This is a genomic window from Actinomadura kijaniata (genome assembly GCF_014138665.1).
GTDB lineage: Bacteria > Actinomycetota > Actinomycetes > Streptosporangiales > Streptosporangiaceae > Spirillospora > Spirillospora kijaniata.
In genome coordinates this window covers 184579-201863 of sequence record NZ_JACJIA010000006.1, presented here as the reverse complement: position 1 = coordinate 201863, position 17285 = coordinate 184579, and the positions used below count along the sequence as shown (strand labels likewise).

General features: G+C 70.8%; 14 protein-coding genes and 2 pseudogenes. 8 read left to right on the top strand and 8 right to left on the bottom strand.

The genetic code is table 11. The features are described from left to right. Positions 1-624: 624 nt before the first annotated feature. A pseudogene (locus tag HNR61_RS50700) lies at positions 625-1525 on the bottom strand (transposase family protein). Between the two features lie 9 nt (positions 1526-1534). Between HNR61_RS50700 and HNR61_RS23600 the strand changes: the two are divergent. Both HNR61_RS23600 and HNR61_RS23595 read left to right on the top strand, forming a co-directional pair. Beyond that, positions 1535-1954: a transposase gene (locus HNR61_RS23600; protein ID WP_182845371.1), complete on the top strand. Its 420-nt coding sequence runs from the start codon at positions 1535-1537 to the stop codon at positions 1952-1954. 151 nt (positions 1955-2105) lie between these two features. Next, a complete protein-coding gene (locus tag HNR61_RS23595; RefSeq protein ID WP_182845370.1) occupies positions 2106-3269 on the top strand; it encodes a serine hydrolase domain-containing protein in 1164 nt (387 codons plus the stop codon). Positions 3270-3630: 361 nt separating this feature from the next. Here HNR61_RS23595 and nagA read toward each other — a convergent pair whose 3' ends face one another. Continuing rightward, positions 3631-4833: an N-acetylglucosamine-6-phosphate deacetylase gene (gene nagA, locus HNR61_RS23590; RefSeq protein WP_182845369.1), complete on the bottom strand. Its 1203-nt coding sequence runs from the start codon at positions 4831-4833 to the stop codon at positions 3631-3633. Between nagA and HNR61_RS23585 the strand changes: the two genes are divergently transcribed. Next, positions 4826-6142: an ROK family transcriptional regulator gene (locus HNR61_RS23585; RefSeq protein WP_182845368.1), complete on the top strand. Its 1317-nt coding sequence runs from the start codon at positions 4826-4828 to the stop codon at positions 6140-6142. The genes nagA and HNR61_RS23585 overlap by 8 nt on opposite strands. 95 nt (positions 6143-6237) lie before the next feature. Here the strand turns inward: HNR61_RS23585 and HNR61_RS50500 are convergent. The 3 genes and pseudogenes from HNR61_RS50500 to HNR61_RS23570 form a co-directional block, all read right to left on the bottom strand. Continuing rightward, positions 6238-6671: pseudogene (locus HNR61_RS50500) on the bottom strand (transposase); the annotation flags it as partial. Between the two features lie 31 nt (positions 6672-6702). Continuing rightward, positions 6703-7605, bottom strand: a complete 903-nt coding sequence (locus tag HNR61_RS23575; protein ID WP_182845628.1) for a transposase — start codon at positions 7603-7605, stop codon at positions 6703-6705. Between the two features lie 103 nt (positions 7606-7708). Next, positions 7709-8242 carry a YbhB/YbcL family Raf kinase inhibitor-like protein gene (locus HNR61_RS23570; RefSeq protein ID WP_182845367.1) on the bottom strand — a complete coding sequence of 178 codons (534 nt, stop codon included), beginning with the start codon at positions 8240-8242 and terminating at the stop codon, positions 7709-7711. 97 nt (positions 8243-8339) lie between these two features. Between HNR61_RS23570 and HNR61_RS23565 the strand changes: the two genes are divergently transcribed. The 3 genes from HNR61_RS23565 (at position 8340) to HNR61_RS23555 (ending at position 10980) form a co-directional block, all read left to right on the top strand. Continuing rightward, positions 8340-9032, top strand: coding sequence for a GntR family transcriptional regulator (locus HNR61_RS23565; RefSeq protein WP_182845366.1), 693 nt, complete (start codon positions 8340-8342; stop codon positions 9030-9032). A gap of 32 nt (positions 9033-9064) precedes the next feature. After that, positions 9065-9958 (top strand): SCO6745 family protein, encoded by an 894-nt coding sequence (locus tag HNR61_RS23560; protein WP_182845627.1) that lies wholly within the window; start codon positions 9065-9067, stop codon positions 9956-9958. A 611-nt stretch (positions 9959-10569) separates the two neighbouring features. Then, positions 10570-10980: a type 2 periplasmic-binding domain-containing protein gene (locus HNR61_RS23555; RefSeq protein WP_182845365.1), complete on the top strand. Its 411-nt coding sequence runs from the start codon at positions 10570-10572 to the stop codon at positions 10978-10980. A 37-nt stretch (positions 10981-11017) separates the two neighbouring features. On the opposite strand, the gene HNR61_RS23550 is transcribed toward HNR61_RS23555, so the two are convergent. Continuing rightward, positions 11018-12508 (bottom strand): carboxylesterase/lipase family protein, encoded by a 1491-nt coding sequence (locus HNR61_RS23550; RefSeq protein ID WP_182845364.1) that lies wholly within the window; start codon positions 12506-12508, stop codon positions 11018-11020. A gap of 98 nt (positions 12509-12606) precedes the next feature. On the opposite strand from HNR61_RS23550, the gene HNR61_RS23545 reads away from it, so the two are divergent. Continuing rightward, positions 12607-13206 (top strand): TetR/AcrR family transcriptional regulator, encoded by a 600-nt coding sequence (locus HNR61_RS23545; RefSeq protein ID WP_182845363.1) that lies wholly within the window; start codon positions 12607-12609, stop codon positions 13204-13206. Here the strand turns inward: HNR61_RS23545 and HNR61_RS23540 are convergent. After that, positions 13193-13546, bottom strand: coding sequence for a hypothetical protein (locus HNR61_RS23540; RefSeq protein ID WP_182845362.1), 354 nt, complete (start codon positions 13544-13546; stop codon positions 13193-13195). The genes HNR61_RS23545 and HNR61_RS23540 overlap by 14 nt on opposite strands. A 255-nt stretch (positions 13547-13801) precedes the next feature. Between HNR61_RS23540 and HNR61_RS23535 the strand changes: the two genes are divergently transcribed. Then, positions 13802-16753 (top strand): BRCT domain-containing protein, encoded by a 2952-nt coding sequence (locus HNR61_RS23535; RefSeq protein ID WP_182845361.1) that lies wholly within the window; start codon positions 13802-13804, stop codon positions 16751-16753. On the opposite strand, the gene HNR61_RS23530 is transcribed toward HNR61_RS23535, so the two are convergent. Then, entirely contained in the window at positions 16725-16940 is a 216-nt protein-coding gene (locus HNR61_RS23530; RefSeq protein WP_376770269.1) for a hypothetical protein, read from the bottom strand. The two genes, HNR61_RS23535 and HNR61_RS23530, sit on opposite strands and share 29 nt — an antisense overlap. Positions 16941-17285: the final 345 nt, after the last annotated feature.

Here is a 17285-nt window from a genome sequence, read left to right as displayed (position 1 = left end):
GGATGGTTCGGCGGGGGGATGGTCGTCGCCGGGGCTGTGCTCCTCGGGGCCGCTCACGGCATCTGCTCCGCATGGCTCCAGATCCCCACGGCCGGCGGTCGGCGTCGCGCGGATCGGCGGACTGTCGGTAGGTCGCCTCCTGGAGGGTCTGCGGCGGTGGCGCTGTGCTCGGGCGTGGCGGGAACGCGCACGTCGGCTCCTGGCTGGCGGGTGTGACAGGGAATGTGCTGCCTTCGACGGTACGGGCCGCTACCGGCAGGCCAGGTGGGAACGGAGATGCCAGGCGCGGCCGGATGCGGTCGTGACAGGGAATGGGTCATTCCCTGTCACATCACGCTCGCGGCGAGGTCAGGTCCGGGGGCCGACCAGCATCGGAACGAAATTTCGCGCTAGTGGGTCGTCGCGGCTGACGGTGGCGTGACTTTTCGTTCGGATGCGTCTGGTGGCGGGCATCGCTGATGCAGCGATCGGGGGCGGAGTCGGTTGATTGCGCCCCCGGGGTCGATCGAATCAGAATCTTGTGCTCGACCTGCTGGAATGGGCCGCCGATCCAATCAGGTCCGATCCAGATTTCCGCCTCCCCATTTCGCCCCCTAGATCGTTGATGGGAAATGTTGTGGCTGGTCAGTGGTCGTAGGCGGTCAGCGATCGTTTGACGGGTGCGCCGATCAGCCAGTTGTGCCAGATGGCGGCGTTGAGCGCCAGGATGCGCTGGCTGATGCGTGCCCACAAACCGTCGGTGGTGCGGGCATGGTGGCGTTCCAGGCCGAGCTGGTTCTTCAAGGCCCAGATGACCGCCTCGATGCGCTGGCGCAGCCAGGCGGGAAAAGGGTGACCAGGGCCAGGGTGGGATTCGTCGTGGCGGCGCGGTCGAATCAGCGGATGTCCCAGCCGAGCCGCGGCCGCCTCGATGCCGGCACCGGCAAAGCCCTTGTCACACACGATCGGGCACGGCCCCTCGGCGGGCGGGCGCACGTGCAGCAGATGCAAAGCTTGCTTGCGCTCATCCGGTTCCCTGGGGGTGGGCCAGGCTGAACGCCGCCACCGCCCCGTCGGCGGTGGTGATCAGCATCAGCTTGGCGCCCCAGGAGAAGGCATGGTGGCAGGTATCATGGCCATAGCCAGCGACCTCGCCCAGGTCTGAACGGTTCACCGTGCCCCGACAGGCGCCGCAGCGCACCGGGGTACCGTCCATCAAACGCAAGCGGTCCCACCATGACGGGGTGGCCCGAGCCAGCCACAGCGCCGCCGCGGTCAGGGACGGGCCCAGCTCCCGCAGATGCCGGTTGTACTGCGACTGGCACGGCAGGCGGGGAAACAGGTGCCCGATCCGCCTGGGTGCGACCTGCAGCCAGCGACGCTCGTCGTCACAGCGCAGCAGTACCTGGGCGACCGCGACGCAGACCAGTTCGGCGTCGGTCAGCGTCCGGGGACGGCCTCGCCGCCGCGATTGCCGTGAGGGCGGGACGTGATCGTCCAGATGAACGTAGAGTGCGGTCACAAGGGCGTCCAGGTTTGTCTTCACACACCGACCATGGGCGCCCTTCGCTATGCCCGCACCCGGTTCAGCAATTTCCCATCAACGATCTATGCGGTGCAGGTCACCGGCGAGCTGACCACCTATGGCGCGGCGGTCCGGCCGCAGCCCCCGCCCTACGGTGGTCGCGGGCGACGTCCGCTGCCGCGTTACCGCTACCGGTCGGTCAGCCTGCGTGAGCATGTGCTGGCCGCCGGGCGGGGCCGGGCCCGCACGCTGACCTGGCGCCACAGGGTACGCGGGCCGTTGCGGGCCCGGTTTGTGCTGTTGCGGGTCCGGGTCGCGGGCCGACGGCCGCGCTCGGACGCCGATGGCGTCATCGCCGAGCAGTGGCTGATCGTCCAGTGGCCCGCCGGGGCGGCGAGCCGGTCAGGTACTGGTTGTCTGACTGGACCGCAGATTGAAGCCATCGAATGAGCTGTCAGCAGTGGCGAAGCCCTTGCACAGAGCAGTCTTGAATGCTCGCGGCCCGCCGGACGGCGAACGGGCGCACTACAGCAGGCTGTACCTGCTCTCCGGCAGCGGGCGGTATCGTGCCCGTCCGGCCGCTGGACCTAACGTCCGAGGCATGCTCACGACATCGAAGAAACGTCTGCTGGTGCCGGCGCTTGCCGGAATGTCCGCAGTGCTGTCGGGAACGACGGCGTTCGCCCTCAACATCGATGAAACTCAACTGCAGCGCGACGCCGACACGCTGAGAGAGACCGGCGCCGCCGGAGTGCTCGCGGAGGTGCGGACCCCCGGTGACCGGGTCGTCGCCCGCAGCGGCGTCGCCGACCTGAAGACCGGCGCACCCGTCCAGGCCGACTCCTACTTCCGGATCGCCAGCACCACCAAGACGTTCGTCGCGACTGTCGCCCTGCAGCTCGTCGGCGAGGACAGGCTCGCGCTGACCGACACCATCGACCGCTGGCTGCCCGGACTGGTGCGAGGCAACGGCAACGACGGCACCAAGATCACTGTGCGGCAGCTGCTCAACCACACCAGCGGCATTCCCGACTACCTCGACGACGTCCCGGTGCAAAAGGCCCGTACTCCGGACGAGTTTCAGCGCGAACGCTTCCGGACCTACCCACCGGAACGGCTGGTGGCGATGGCGCTGCAGCACCGTCGCGCGTTCGAGCCGGGCCGCGGCTGGGCCTACTCCAACACCAACTACATCCTGGCCGGGATGGCCATCGAGAAGGCCACCGGCCGCCCCTGGCAGCAGGAGGTCCACGAGCGGATCATCGAGCCCCTCGGCCTGCGGCACACCCTGATCCCCGGCACCTCCGCCCACCTGCCCCAGCCTGGCATGACCGCTTACCGCCGGCTCGTTCCCGGCGGCCCGGAGACCGACGTGTCCACCATCGCCTCGGGCCACCCGGACTGGTCGTTTGTCAGCACGACCGGCGACGTCAACCGGTTCTTGCAAGCTCTCCTGGGCGGCCGCTTGCTGCGCCCGGCTCAACTGAGGCAGATGCAGCGCACCGTCCCGGCCAAGCCATTCCGGGAAGTCTGGCGCGAGGCGGCCTACGGCCTGGGCCTCATGAAGCGCCGCCTGCCCTGCGGCAAATGGGCCTGGTTTCACGGCGGGGGCAACTGGAACTACATCATCGACAACGCCGTGTCTCCCGACGGCCACCGCGCCGCCACCGTCTTCTACACCAGCCGCCTAGGACCCGACCAGTCCCCGATCCAGCAGTTCAAGACCTCTGCCACCCTCATCGACCACGCCCTGTGCGCCCCCTGACAGAGCTCGTCGAGGCCGTGGCGTGACGCATAGACTCTGCGGGCGCGGGCCGCAGCGGACGGGTCTTTTGAGTAGTTGAATCTCCTGGTTGGCGGCCCCGGACGCTGAGCGATGCCGAGCTGGTCTGCGTCGCGGTCGCCCAGGTCCTGCTGGGCTGCGATACCGATGGATCGCCGCCGTCCCGGCGCCCTGGTCACGCCCAGGTCATTGGCCGCGGGCGGCGCCTGTCATCAGACGAAGACGAACGCCTGGACGCCTGCACCAGTCGCACGCCGCGGTGTCCTGCTGCGGTGCTCCGGCCGCTCCCTGGTGTTGGGCTTTCGTGGGATCCGTTGGGTCGGACGGATCCGCCCGCCGGGCGCTACGCCGCTCCGCCCGGGGCGACGTCGGCGCTCGTTGCCAGTGTTCCGTGGACGACCGCGCCGTCGGCAATGACCGTGCGGACCCGCAGGTCGTCCGTTAGGACGACGAGGTCGGCGTCCTTGCCGGGCTCGATACTCCCGGCGCGTTCTCCCAGCCCGAGCATGCGCGCCGGCGTGGTGGCGGCGGCGACGGCGGCTTGGGTGATGGGAATCCCGACGCACTGCACGGCATGCCGTAGCGCGCGGTCCATGGTGAGGGTGCTGCCGGCGTTGGTGATCCCGTCGAGCAGGGTGACTTTTCCGTCGCGGGCAAGGACGGGCAACGGTCCCAGGTTGAACCGTCCGTCGTTCACTCCGGCCGCCGGGGTGGCATCGGTGACCAGGGCGATGCGTTCAGCGCCGGCGGCAGCGAACGCGAGACGTGTGGTCGCGCTGTGCAAGTGGACGCCGTCGTTGATGAGCTCGCAGGTGACGTTGTCGTGGGTGAGTGCGGCGCCGGCCGGACCTGGGTCTCGATGGTGGAACGGTCGCATGGCGTTGAACAGGTGGGTGGCCATGCTGGCGCCGGCCTCGAATGCCTGGTGTGCTTCGTCGTAGCTGGCGTCGGTGTGCCCTATCGCCACGACCGCGCCGGAGGCGACGACTTCGCGGACGAGGTCCATCCCGCCGTCCAGTTCGGGGGCGAGGGTGACGGTGCGGACGGCGCCGTCGCCGCTGGCGAGCAGGTGCCGCAACGCGTTGACGTCCGGTGCGAGGACGTAGTCATTGTGATGGGCGCCCCGGTGGTTGGGGTTGAGGAAGGGCCCTTCGAGGTGGATTCCGGCGATCGACCGGTGCAGCGGGTCGGGTGACCGCATGAGGGTGGCCACCGTGCGGGCCGCGGCCGCCATCTCCTCGACCGGTGAGGTGACGAGGCTGACCAGTGTCCGCGTGGTTCCGTGACGGCGGTGAAACGTGATCGCGCGTAGGATCTCCTGTGGATCCTCCGTGGTGACCTGAGCGCCGTCGCCGCCGTGCATATGCAGATCCACGAACCCGGGCAGCACGTAGTCCGATCCGAGATCATGAACCTCGGTGTCGGCCGACCGAGGCGGCTCCCCGTCTCCCACGGCCGAGATCCGGTGACCGTCCAGGGTGACCCAACCGGGATCCAGCAGCCGGTCGGGTGTCACCACGCGGGCGTTGGCGAGGATCATGACCATCAGGCTCCCCTTGCTAGGCGTGTACATCATCAAAGTTGATCAACGTATATTATCTTCCCTTAGAGAAAAAATACAGGCGTGGAGGCGAGGACTCTTGGTTGCGACCGGTGTGCCGGATACCGGTGACGACGGCGGGCCGGCGGCCGGACGCGTCCTGACGCTGCTGCATCGGCGTGGCCCGCTGACCCGCGCCGCGGTCACGGCCGAACTCGGCCTGGCCGCGAGCGCGGTGGGCACCGCCTTGGGCGACCTGACGGCGCTGGATCTGGTCCGCATCGGCGAACCGCCACGCGGCTCCCCCGGCGCCCCACCCGGACGCGGCAGGCCGTCTCCTGTCGTCGAGGTGAATCCCGACGGGCCCGTGGCCGTCGCCGTCCAGTTGAGTGTGGACCGGATAACGGTCGGCCTCGTCGGTCTGGACCGCAGGATCAGTCGCGTCCGCAAGCACGTTCTGGACGGTTCTGAGGCCGACCCCGCCACCCTCATACCGGCGCTGGCGGACGCGGTCTCCAAGGCGGCATTGTGGACCGAGCGTCGATGCGTTGGGGTATGCGTTGCGACGCCTGGCTTCGTCAGGGAACCTGACGGCTTCGTCCGGTCCGCCTTGCATCTGGGCTGGAACGAAGTGCCGCTCGCACAGCAACTGGGCGGCATGGCGCCGATCGGCGTCCCCGTTGCCGTGGGGCGGGCCGCAACTCTGGCCGCCCTGGCCGAGTTCCGTTACGGGGCTGGTCGCGGTGTCGCGAGCATGCTGGCTCTGAGCAGCGAGCGCGTCGGCGTCGGCGGCGGGTTCATCGACGCGGGCATACCGCTCACTGGGGGCGGCCACGCCTTGGAAGCCGGCCACATCATCGTCGAGCCAGGGGGACTGCCATGCCCGTGCGGTGCGCGCGGTTGCCTGGAAATGTACGCCGACTCGCGTGCACTGCTCCGTGCCGCTGGCCCGCGTCGCCACCCCGGCCGTGAAGACCCCGTCACTGAGATCTTCGATGACGCCGCGGCCGGTGACCGTGCCGCACAGGAGGCGATTCACCTCACCGCCAGCCACCTGGTGACGGGGCTGACCAGCCTCGTCAACACACTCGCCCCGGAACGCGTGGTACTCATGGGCTTTCTAGCCGACCTGTACCGCGCCGCCAAGGACTTCGTGCGCGATGGGCTGATGGCCTCCTCCACCGTCGCTCGCGCCGGCCAGATCGACATCGTCACAGGCGACCTTCGGCATGCCACTCTCATCGGCGCAGCCGAAAAAGCCTTCGCCCCGCTGCTGAGGCAACCGCGCACCATTCTGCGCACTGCCCCATCATGAGGCCGAAATCAGCGGACGCGACCGTCTCGGGCCGATGTCGAGGTTGCCAAGGATCACTGTTGTCCGCTGGCGGGTGCTTTGCCGCTTGGATCTTGGGCGTGAGGAAGGGTGAACAGCCGCCAGCGCTGGGCGCCCAGCCCGGACCCGTGCGGAGTGCTGCGGCGGCCGATGAGGGGACGGATGTCCTTCCTCCACACCAGGCGCCGGTATTTGTCGTGGTCGTAGCCCCGATCGGCCAGCAGTCGCCCTGGTCTGTGACGAGGTTGTCCCACCCGCCCCAGCACGGGCGGGATCTTGTTCAGCAGCGGCAGCAGCTGGGTGACGTCGTTGCGGTTGCCGCCGGTCAGTGAGATGGCCAGCGGTGTGCCGCAGGCGTCGGTCAGGACGTGGTGTTTGGAGCCCTTTCGGCCGCGGTCGACCGGGCTCCGGCCGGTTTTAGGCGGCCCTTGAGCGCGCGTACGTGCGAGCTGTCGATCACCGTCCGCGACCAGTCCAGCCTGCCCGCGCTGTGCAGCTCGGCCAGCAGGACCTAGATCGTTGATGGGAAATGTTGGTGCTGGTCAGTGGTCGTAGGCGGTCAGTGAGTGTTTGGTGGGCTGGTCGGTGAGCCAGTTGTGCCAGATGGCGGCGTTGAGCGCCACGATGGGTTGGCTGATGCGTGCCCACAAACCTTCGGTGGTGCGGGCCTGGTGGCGTTCCAGGCCCAGTTGGTTCTTCAACGTCCAGATGACCGCCTCGATGCGCTGGCGTAGCCAGGCGGGAAAGGCACGGCCAGGACTGGGGTGCGGCTCATCGTGGTGGCGGGGACGGATCAACCGGTATCCCAGCCGCGCCGCGATCGCTTCGATGCCGGTCCCGGCAAAGCCGATGTCGCACACGATCGGGCACGGCCTCTCGGCGGGCGGGCGCACCTGCAGCAGGTGCAGTGCTTGCTTGCGCTCGTCCAGTTCCTTGGGGTGGGCCAGGCTGAACGCCGTCACCGCACCGTCGGCGGTGGTGACCAGCATCAGCTTGGCACCCCAGGAGAAGGCGTGATGGGAGGTGTCATGGCCATAGCCGGCGATCTCGCCCAGGGCTGAGCGGTGGACCGTGACGCGGGAGGCGCCGCAGCGTACCGGGGTGCCATCCATCAGCCGCAGCCGCTCGTGCCAGGTGGGGGTGAGGCGGGCCAGCCACATCGCGACCGCCGCCCACACCGGCCCCCGATCGCGCAGGTGCCGGTTGTACTGGGCCTGGCAGGGCAGCCGGGGGAACAGGTGCCCGATCCGGGCCGGGGCCAGGCGCAGCCAGCGGCGTTCGGTATCGCAGCCCAGCAGCACCTGGGCGACCGCGACACAGACCAACTCGGCATCAGTCAACACCGAAGGCCGGCCCCGCCGGGGCAGTGGTTGCCGCAAGGGCAGGACGTGGTCGTCCAGGTGGACGTAGAGTGCGGTCACAAGGGCGTCCAAGTCTGTTTTCACACACCGACCATGGGCGTCCTTCCTCATGCCCGCACCCGGTTCAGCAATTTCCCATCAACGATCTAGGACGGGCCCCGACCCTGGCCGGGGCCCGTCCCGGCTGTCAGGCGGGAGTCTCGGCGGTGGCGGTCAGGTACGCGCGGCCAAGGATGTGGCCGGCCATGGTGAAGCCGAGGAGGGCCGGGGTGGCGTCGGCCGGGACGCCGATGGAGGCGACGTCGAGGGCGTGCACCACGACGAAGTAGCGGTGCGGGCCGTGCCCCGCCGGCGGGGCGGCGCCCATGTAGCGGGCCGCGCGGGCGTCGTTGGGCAGTTGGAAGGCGCCTTCGGGCAGGCCCGAGCCGGTGTCGTCACCGGCGCCCTCGGGGAGCTCGGTGACGGTGGCGGGGATGTCGGCGACCGCCCAGTGCCAGAACCCCGACCCGGTGGGTGCGTCGGGGTCGTAGATGGTGACGGCGTAGCTCTTGGTGCCTTCCGGTGCGCCACTCCAGGACAGCTGCGGGGAGACGTCCTTCCCGCCGGGGACGCCCGAGGAGAGCTGCTCGGGCGACCAGGCGGCACCGTCGGCGACGGTGGTGCTGGTCACGGTGAAGGACGCCGCCTCGGGAAGGCGGGCGAACGGGTCGTTGGCGCTCATATCTGTCGTTCCCTTTCAGGTCGTGCCGTGGGGCGGCCGCGTCTTCCGCCCGCCATCAAAATAATCGATTATCTACTGGATCGTCTATGATGGTGCCATGAGTCAGACGATCCACTCCTCGGCCTCGTCGGGGAAGCAGATGCTCTCCGAGCAGGTCCACGCTCGGCTGCGGGACGCGATCATGCACGGGGAGCACGCCTCCGGCACCGCCCTCAAACCGCAGGATTTGGCCAAGCAGCAGGGTGTGAGCCTGGCCGTCGTGCGCGAGGCGCTCGTGCGGCTGGTCGGCGAGGGCCTCGCCGAGCGGCTGCCCAACCGGGGCTTCGCCGTCCCGGCGGTCTCCGACCGCCGCTGGCAGGAGATCGCGGAGGCCCGCCGGACCATCGAACCTGCCATGCTGCGCATGGCCATCGAGCGCGGGGACGTCGACTGGGAGGCCCGCGTACGAGCCGCGCACCACCGTCTCGCCCGCACCCCGACGCACGTCCCGGAGGAGGGCGAGTACTACAGCGACGCTTGGGCCGAGGCCCACCGGGTCTTCCACCGCACCCTGCTGGAGGGGTGCGGCAACCCCGTCCTGCTGGAGACGTTCGACCGGATGTGGACCGGGAGCGAGCTGGCCCGCCGCCTGTCGGCGCTCCGCGTCCCCGACCGTGACGCCGTCGCCGAGCACCGCCGCCTGGAGGAGGCGGCGCTGGCCCGCGACGCCGACACCGCCGCCGAGGTCCTGACCCGGCACCTCACCCTTACCGCGGCCGGGCTGACCGGCTGCTCGGAGAAGGAAGCCTGATGCTCTTCACCGATCCGGCCCGTCCAGGCCCCATGTCCACGGGCACTGGAGGGTCCGGCCGCGCGCATTCGCTCGAGGCGACCGCAGGACGCCGCTGCCATGACGCCGTCGCCCCCCTGCACTCTTGCGTCTACTTCGCTCCGGAGCGGCAGGGCGAACTTGCGGCGCTCGGGCTGGAGCGCGGCCCCATGGTCTACTACGCGGGCCGCGCGGCCCCCCTCGGAACGGTCGACGCGGGAACCGTCACGGCCACGTTCTACAACTTCGACCACGAGCATGTGCGGCGGTACATCCCGGCCGCGTGGCGCATCGCCACGCCGGAGGCGGTGCTGGCGGCCCGGCTGCGCGGTGCGGATCGGACGCTGCGGCGGTTGCTCGGGGCCGAGGCTCTGGCCTCGAAGGAGATGGTCGAGGCGGCCGAGCTGGCGCTGCGCGCCGCCAAGGCCGGCCGCCGGGAGGCGCGGGCGCTGTACTCGGCGAACGCCGACCTGCCCGTGCCCGGGGAACCGCACCTGGCCCTGTGGCACGCAGCGACGCTGCTGCGCGAGCACCGCGGCGACGGCCACCTCGCCGCCCTGACGGTCGCCGACCTGTCCGGACTCGAGGCGCTGGTCCTGCACAACGCCACCGGCAGGGCGCCGACCTCGGCGGTGTTCATGCAGACGCGCGGCTGGTCCGCGGAGCAGTGGTCCGCCGCTGGCGGCCGGTTGCGCGAGCGCGGCCTCCTGGACGAGGCGGGAGACCTCACCGAGGCGGGCGCGGCCCTGCGCGGTGAGGTCGAGGCGCTCACCGACCGTCTCGACGCCGCCCCCTACGACCACCTCGGCCCGGCCGCCACCGCCCGCCTCACCGAGTTGGCCGGCGCCTTCACCGCTTCCCTCCGGGCGGCGGGCGCCTTCCCCGCCGCGCTCTTCGGCAAGGGCTGACCCCTGGCCCGACGCCCCGCCGGGCCGGCGCCGCACCGCGCCACGGCGGGGCCGGGCGACCGCCCGGCGCGCTCTGGTCACCGGCGGAGGCCCACCGCGCCGGGCTCCGGGACGGGTCCTCCGCGGATTCATCGGCGAGATCCGACGAGCGCCTCGACGGCGTTCGCGATCCGTTCGCGCAGATCCTGCGAATCGGGAGCGCCGCCGAACACCATCGAGCCGGCGACGGGCAGCGCCTGGGTCCACGTCGCCAGTGCCAGGAAGAAGGACCGGAGTTCGGTACGTGGTGGACGCGCGGCCGCTGTGATCGGCGCGGGACTGGGAGGCCGAGCAGGTCCGCGCCGTGCTGTGCGCCGTCGGCTGCGCGGTGTTCCCCGTCCGCGCCGCCCAGGCGCTGACCGAGCCCGACCACCGCATCGAGCCGCACCCCACAACGAGGAACTGCTGGCGGTCCGCCCTCCGTCCGGGCAGACCCCCGCCGCGCCGGCCCGAGGAGAGCGGCGGCGGCACTGCCTGGAGTGCGGAGAGCTTCGACCGCTCTACACCGAGGTGAAGGAGAGCATGGAACGCGTCCGGCTCGCCGGCCAGGGCACCACCGGCACGCCCCGCGAGTGGCGGTCTCACTGGAGATGATCTCCGAATTCCAGCATCCGCACGCCGACACCGGGCCCGGCTACTGGTACGACGTCCACGCCCCACGCTTCACCCGACGGGGCCGTCAGATCGAGCACGACCCCGTGGTGCGAGACGCGGAAGAGGCCATGACCCTCGTCGGCGTGGACGGGCTCGTGGCGCTCTTCCCCGCCCACGTCACCCGCTACTGGGCACGGCCGGACATCGCCTACCTGCCGGTCACCGATCTGGAGCCGCTGGTGTGGCGGAGGGAGGCGGAGAGCGAACCCATCCGGGCCCTGGCCGGGATCATCCGTGACCTGGGCCCTCCCCCGGCTCTCGATGATGCCAAGCGGGACGGGTGTTGCCCGGCTGTACGCCGATTCGCGCCGCCCCCGATGGGCAGGTGAGTCGCGGCGTCGCAGTCGGAGGAGCCGACCCGGACGATTACGGGAGATCGAAGGGGGCTGGGAAGTGGCCTTCCCAGATCTGGCGGGATGCCTGTTCGGGGTAGGGCAGGGTCTTCGACCCGTTGTCCAGGACGCGGGTGAGGTGCCCGCCGGGCCGGTGGGCGGACCAGCCCGCGTCGCCGGTGGTGACGAAGCGGACCCATACCTCCTGGAGCTCGCGGGAGAGCGCGACGGCCTCGGGAGTGGGCTCCTCGCCGATGAGCTGGGTGCCGACGGGGCTGTCCAGCGTGCCGAACGCCAGGGGCATGTCGAGGCTGTGGCAGGCACCCAGGACGCCGCCGAGGACCGGGGCAACCCAGCACAGTTCGAACAGGTACGAGGTGCCGCCGGCTGCGGCGTTCGCCTCGGCCAGCTTCTGTGACGGCATGCGGAAGAGGGCGTCGGAGTACACCGTCTCCACCAGCTCCTCCGGGCCTGCCTGCGGGAACGCGGCACGGTAGGCCCGCGCGCCGTCCGGCTGCGGGGCGAGCAGTTCCAGGGCTGCGTGGGCGTCCTCCTCGGTGAAGGTGCCGTACCGTCCGCTCATGACGCTGAAGTACCGGAATTCGTCCCGGGCGTGGCCGACGAGCAGTTCGGTCCCGCTCGCGCGTGCGCCGGTCAGCGCGGGCCAGGGCGTTTCCGGGAGGACCTCGCCGTCGACGACGGGGCACAGCGCGGTGCCGGTCTCCGTGAGGCGTCCCCAGCTCTCCCGGTGCGCGTGGAGGCCGGCGTTGAAGGAGGTGAGCTCGGCGGCCAGGTGCCACGGGTCGATGTCACGCAGGGCCTCGGCGGTGGGGGCCGCCGCGCCGAGCCGGTCCGCGAACGCGGCGGTGACCTGCCGTGCCAGCGCGGGGGTGCTGTACAGCCCCGGCACCGAATGGGCCATGGCCCGCCGGAACAGGCCGCGCGCGGACTTCATCGTCAGCAGGGCGGCGACCGAGCCCGCCCCTGCGGACACCCCGCCCACGGTGACCCGGCCGGGGTCGCCTCCGAAGGCGACGATGTTGCGCTGCACCCACTCCAGCGCCGCGATCTGGTCGAGGAATCCGCGGTTGGGCGGCACGTCGTCGAGGAACGCGAACCCTTCCGCGCCCACGCGGCAGTTGATGGTCACCACGACGACTCCCGCCTCGGCCAGCGCTGCCGGGTCGAACATCGGGTCGCTCGACGCCGCCGAGAGGTAGCCGCCCACCGGGATCCACACCAGCACCGGCAGTCCCGCCGCGCCGGGGTCCGGAGTGCCCACGTTGAGCGTCAGCCAATCGGGGCCCTGCGGGGACACGTCGATCGGCAGGGACAGCGGCACCATGGGGCCGAACTCGACCGCCTGCCTCGTCCCCTCCCAGCGGTGCGGCGGCGCGGGCGCGGCGAACCGGAGCGCTCCGACCGGGGGCCGGGCGTAGGGGATGCCGCGGAACACCGCGTGCCCCTGCCGCCAGCGCCCCTGCACCAGGCCTTCCGTGGTCCGTACCTTCGGCTGTTCGGACATGACGATTTCCTTCCTTCGAGTGGACCCCAGGATTATGGGTCAGGTGTATTATGTCAACTGTATTGAAACAGTCCCGGGAGACGAGGGAGGGGCCGGAGATGCCGAAACAGGTGGACCACCGCGAACGCCGCGAAGTGATCGCCCGCGCACTGTGGCGGGTGGTGGAGCAGCGCGGCGTCACACAGCTGACGATGCGCGTGGTGGCGCAGGAGGCGGGCATGTCACTCGGGCAGTTGCAGCACTACTTCGCCTCCCGGACCGCCATGCTCTCCTTCGCCATGGACTTCGCGTCCGAGCAGACCTCGGTGCGCGTACAGCAGGGGCTCGAAAAGCTCGGTGACCGTCCGCATCCCCGTGACGTGCTGCGACTGACGCTCGCGGAAATGCTCCCCCTGCACGCCGACGCCCGCGCGACCAGCCGGATGAGCGCCGCCTACGTCCTGGAGGCGCTGCACGACGAGGCCGTGCACGAGCAGGCGCGCCGCGGCCTCGTCCAGGGGCGGGCCCTCGTCGAGCAGCTGGTCCGCCAGGCGATCGCCGACGGGCACATCGACTCCGGCCGCGATCCGGCGACCGAGACCAACCTGCTCCTCGCCCTCACCGGCTTCACCCCCCTGATCGAACTCCACGTGATCGAGCCCCAGGACGCGCTCGCCGCGATCGACGTGCATCTGGACCGGCTGTTCAGGAGTACGTGACCTGCTCCCGGACGCGGGGGCAGGTGGGGACGAGATCAGCTCCACTCCGGCCGCTGTTCGGCGGGTACTCCGATCGGCTGGTGGCCTCGTGGCGGGCGATGGCCTCGCATCCCTCGGACTTGGCAGCGAACCGGCCGCCGGTCCGCTTGTCTCTGGTGGCCGCGCTGGCGTGGTCACGGACGACGGAGATCATCGACGCGCTGGTCGATCTGTTCATCGGCCTGGTGTCGAAGATCAACACGCGGGCAACCTCGCCGCCGACGATCCTGTACCGGGGAACCTCGTCACCGCACGCCCGGTCACCGACACCGATATATGCATCTGGCGGGGTCAGAGCCACCCGCGCGCCTGACGCGCGGGCCGGACGGTCCTGCACCGGCCATCCCTGGAACGCACCGATCGCCTCTTCGCCGAGTTCCGTGGCCCGTTGCTCGCCTGGCTTCGGGCCGCGCACGAACACCTTTTCGCTCTGATTGTTGGCGGGGAGGGCGGGCCATCGCTGAAGGAGCGGGGCGATGCCAGGTGATGGGCAGGGGGAGCAGGACTGCGGCAATCCCGGCGAAGTGTCGGTGATCTTCCCTAGTCTGCATGGCTCATGGAGATCATCGGCAAGACGATCGTGCTGACCGGGAAGTTCGGCGGGCTCTCGCGTTCGGCGGCCAAGCGCGAACTGGAGGCCATGGGCGCGCGGGTCACCGGCTCGGTGTCCGCCAAGACCGACCTGGTCTTCGCCGGCAGTGATGCGGGCACCAAGGTCGCGGCCGCGGCGGCGCGGGGCGTTCCCGTGTATGACGAGGAGGATCTGGCGGCGGTGCTGGCTGGCGGGGAGCTCGCCGTCGAGGCGCCCGCCGAGCCCGCTGAGGGAGCCGCCCCGTTCGCGGCGCCTGCGGCAGATGGGGATCCCGAGTCCTTCCTCGCGGCGCTGCGGGCGGCGGACTGGGCGGCCTTCGCCCCCGCTCGCGATCTGCCGCCACTTCGCGCGGCATTGGCCGAGCTGGAGCGAACGCACGGCGTGACCGAGGCGCACCGCTTCGCGACAGAACGACTCAGGGCCGGCGGCGCGCTGTTGCGCCATCCCGACGTGCACCGGGTCGAAATGACCGCGCACGCGCTCAGCCCGGACGGACGTTATCTCGCGATCGGCAGCTGGTGCGGCGACGACTACGAAGACGGGGGCGCCCTGCAGATCTGGGAGTTGACCACCGGCCGATGCGTCAACGTGATCGACCGCGTCAAGGGCGGAGTCGGGTGGCCCGCGTACGGCCGGACGATCCAGTGGTCGGCCGACGCGTCCCGGATCGCGGTCTGCCACAACACCGACATGGTGGGCGCCTGGAACCCTTTCGACGGCAGACATGAGCCGCTCGCCGTCATGCCCGCCCACGGCAACAGCAGGCCGTCGGGCTTCGCCCTCCATCCCGACGGCACCCGCGCGTTCCACGTCCGGCGCACCGACCACGACATCCACGGGCTCGTCATGGGACTGCTGAGCGGCTCGCGGCGGCATGGACTCAACCAGCGGGGGATGGGCCTGACCAAGCGGCTCTCGGCGGCGGACCGGGCGCGGCTCGACGCCGAGGAGCTCTTCTTCGAACGGGTCTTCTGGTCACGCGACGGTGAACGCATCTACGGCCATCTGCGGGACCACTGGGCGTTGTCGATCGATGTCGCCGCCGGGGGCGTGTCCTGGCTCCTGCCGACGGACGACCGCTTCGCGGCACCGCCGGAGTGGAGCACCAACGAGCGGCTCGTCGCCGTGCACTCGGCGAGCGGCCTGGTCATCGCCGATGCACTGACCGGCCAGCCGCTGGCCGAGCGCCCCGCGTACCCGGGGGCGGCCTTTCTTTCCTGGGGAACCGACCGGCTGGCGGTCGTGGTCCCCGAGGACGAAGACGGCCGTGCCAGGCCCGTCGTCGGCATCATCGACGCCTCCGGGGAGCACCGCTACGACCTCGACGTCACTTTGCCGCCCAGCCGGTGGGAGGACACCGCGGACCTGAGGCCCTGGGCGTGGGCACCGGACGGGACGCGTGCCGCCTGCCTGACCGCCGATGGCCGGATCGAGATCTGGTCGCTGGGCGAGGGCCCCGAGCGGATGCGCACCCTCGATGTCCCGGCGGGCACGCGTGGCGTGCTGTGGGGAGCGGACGACGTGGTCGTCATGGCAGGTGAGACGACCCTGCGATTCGTGCGCGCCGCGACGGGCGAGACGATCGGCGACCTGTCCACGCTCCGAGAACCACCCGCGGCCCGGCCGCTCGAACTCGACGGCAGGGATCTGTGGAGACGCATGCGCCCGGCGCCCGACCCCACCTTCGCGCTCGACGGCGAGACCTGGGCGGTGGCCTTCGAGGAGGGCACGGTGATCGCACCCTCCGGCCGGGAGAACGAGCTGGACGCGATGCTCGCGTGGACGGTCGACCGGCGCTTCGCCTGGCCGTTGCGCTGGGGCATGCCCCGCATCGTGCCGGACGTCCCCGCCGCGCTGGAGCACCTGGAGGCGCATACCTCGGGCAGGCTCTGGGCCTTCCACGGACGTACCCTGACCGCGCCAGAACCGCCGGCGGCGTGGCCGCCACCCAACACCGCATCCATGGACGACCTGTTCGAGGCGTTCAGCGCGGCGGTCGCCAAGCTCTCGCCGAAGCGATGGACGACCTGGCTGCCGGATGCGCTCCAGGAGGCGGCGGTCATGAGAGCGCGACGAGGCGAGAGCGCGGCGGCGCAAGCGCTGATCCGATCGCTTCCCGACACGCAAGCGCCCCGCGCCGCCGCCTACGCCGCGATGATCCTCGCGGTCGCCGGACAGGCCGACGACGCGCGGGCCCTCGTCGCGGCGCACGACCCCACCTCGTGGCGCACGTCGCCGGCGCTCAACGCGGCGATGGGCGGCTTCTGCGCGGCCGTGGGCGACGACACGGACGCGGACCGGTGGTTCGGACGCGCGCTGGACACGGTCGCAGACTCGGCCGAGGAACGCCTGCACGTCGCGCGGGCGCTCACCGCGGCCGGCCGCGAGGGGGAGGCCCGTACGTTGCTGGCGGCCGCGGATGGGCCGCCCAAGCACAGCCGAATGAGCGCTCCCTGGCTGTCCTTCCTGCTGCGGGGCGGCCACACCGGCTTCGCGCGCGACCTGCTCGGCGCCGGTTGGTTCAACGAGCCGGAGGCATCCGAAGTGTTCGTCGGCTGTGGCGAGCCGGAGCTGTTGGCCGAGTGGGGTGAGCGGCACAACTGGTACGTCAAGGAGCGCCTACCCGAGGCCCGGCGGAACGCCGGAGGCCGCCCCACCAAACCCTCGGAAAGCGACCTCACCGCCCTCACCGAAGCCCATGCCAAACTGCTGAAGCTTCCGCGCGCCAAACGGCAGGCAGATACGGCCACGCTGATCCGCCAAGCCGCCAGAGCCGGTCACCTCTCGGCGGCCCTGGACCTGCTTCCGCTCCTGCCCCAGCCTGACGACGGCGGCATCTCCTCGCTCGACCGGCCCTGGGTCGCACTGAGCGCCCTTCGGCTGGCCGTCACCGGCGCCGACGTGGAGGTGTGGTAGGCCAGCGGACGTCGAGGAACCGGTCGAGGACCCGGGTGCCGAAGCCCAGGCCCTCGACCGGGGCCCGTTCGCCCACCCGGTGAAACATGCCGAAGTAGTCCAGGTCGGGCGTGAGAAGCAGCGGCGCGAATGGGAAGCCCTGGATGCCGATGCGATGGAACGGCTTGGCGTCGGTGCCACCGCCCATTACGTATGGGACGAAATGAGCCTCGGGGCCTTCGACCCGGGGAGAGGGCCAGGGTGGCGAAGGTGGGCCCCGCGGGTCGGCCGCCAGCGCCTCCAGCTGCTGCAACCGCGCGCGCCGGGCCTGCTCCCGGGCCTGTCGCTGACCCCAGACCGCCGTGCGGCATCCAGTTCGGCCTGTAGTTCGGCAAACAGTTCAGTGCAGGTAGGACAGGCGGCGAACCAGTCGGAAGCCTGGGCCAGGCCGACGGGACCGATACCGCGGTGGGGTCGGGCTCCTACGGCGCCCGGTCGCTCCAGCCGTCCACGATCAGCAGCGCGTCCAGGTTCTCACGGAACCGGTGGGCGC

Coding starts and splice junctions, on each gene's coding strand:
- HNR61_RS23600 (WP_182845371.1), top strand. CDS start 1,535: ATGGGCGCCCTTCGCTATGCCCGCACCCGGTTCAGCAATTTCCCATCA.
- HNR61_RS23565 (WP_182845366.1), top strand. CDS start 8,340: ATGAGTCAGACGATCCACTCCTCGGCCTCGTCGGGGAAGCAGATGCTC.
- HNR61_RS23530 (WP_376770269.1), bottom strand. CDS start 16,940: ATGGGCGGTGGCACCGACGCCAAGCCGTTCCATCGCATCGGCATCCAG.
- HNR61_RS23550 (WP_182845364.1), bottom strand. CDS start 12,508: ATGTCCGAACAGCCGAAGGTACGGACCACGGAAGGCCTGGTGCAGGGG.
- HNR61_RS23545 (WP_182845363.1), top strand. CDS start 12,607: ATGCCGAAACAGGTGGACCACCGCGAACGCCGCGAAGTGATCGCCCGC.
- nagA (WP_182845369.1), bottom strand. CDS start 4,833: ATGGTCATGATCCTCGCCAACGCCCGCGTGGTGACACCCGACCGGCTG.
- HNR61_RS23535 (WP_182845361.1), top strand. CDS start 13,802: ATGGAGATCATCGGCAAGACGATCGTGCTGACCGGGAAGTTCGGCGGG.
- HNR61_RS23570 (WP_182845367.1), bottom strand. CDS start 8,242: ATGAGCGCCAACGACCCGTTCGCCCGCCTTCCCGAGGCGGCGTCCTTC.
- HNR61_RS23595 (WP_182845370.1), top strand. CDS start 2,106: ATGCTCACGACATCGAAGAAACGTCTGCTGGTGCCGGCGCTTGCCGGA.
- HNR61_RS23560 (WP_182845627.1), top strand. CDS start 9,065: ATGTCCACGGGCACTGGAGGGTCCGGCCGCGCGCATTCGCTCGAGGCG.
- HNR61_RS23585 (WP_182845368.1), top strand. CDS start 4,826: ATGACCATCAGGCTCCCCTTGCTAGGCGTGTACATCATCAAAGTTGAT.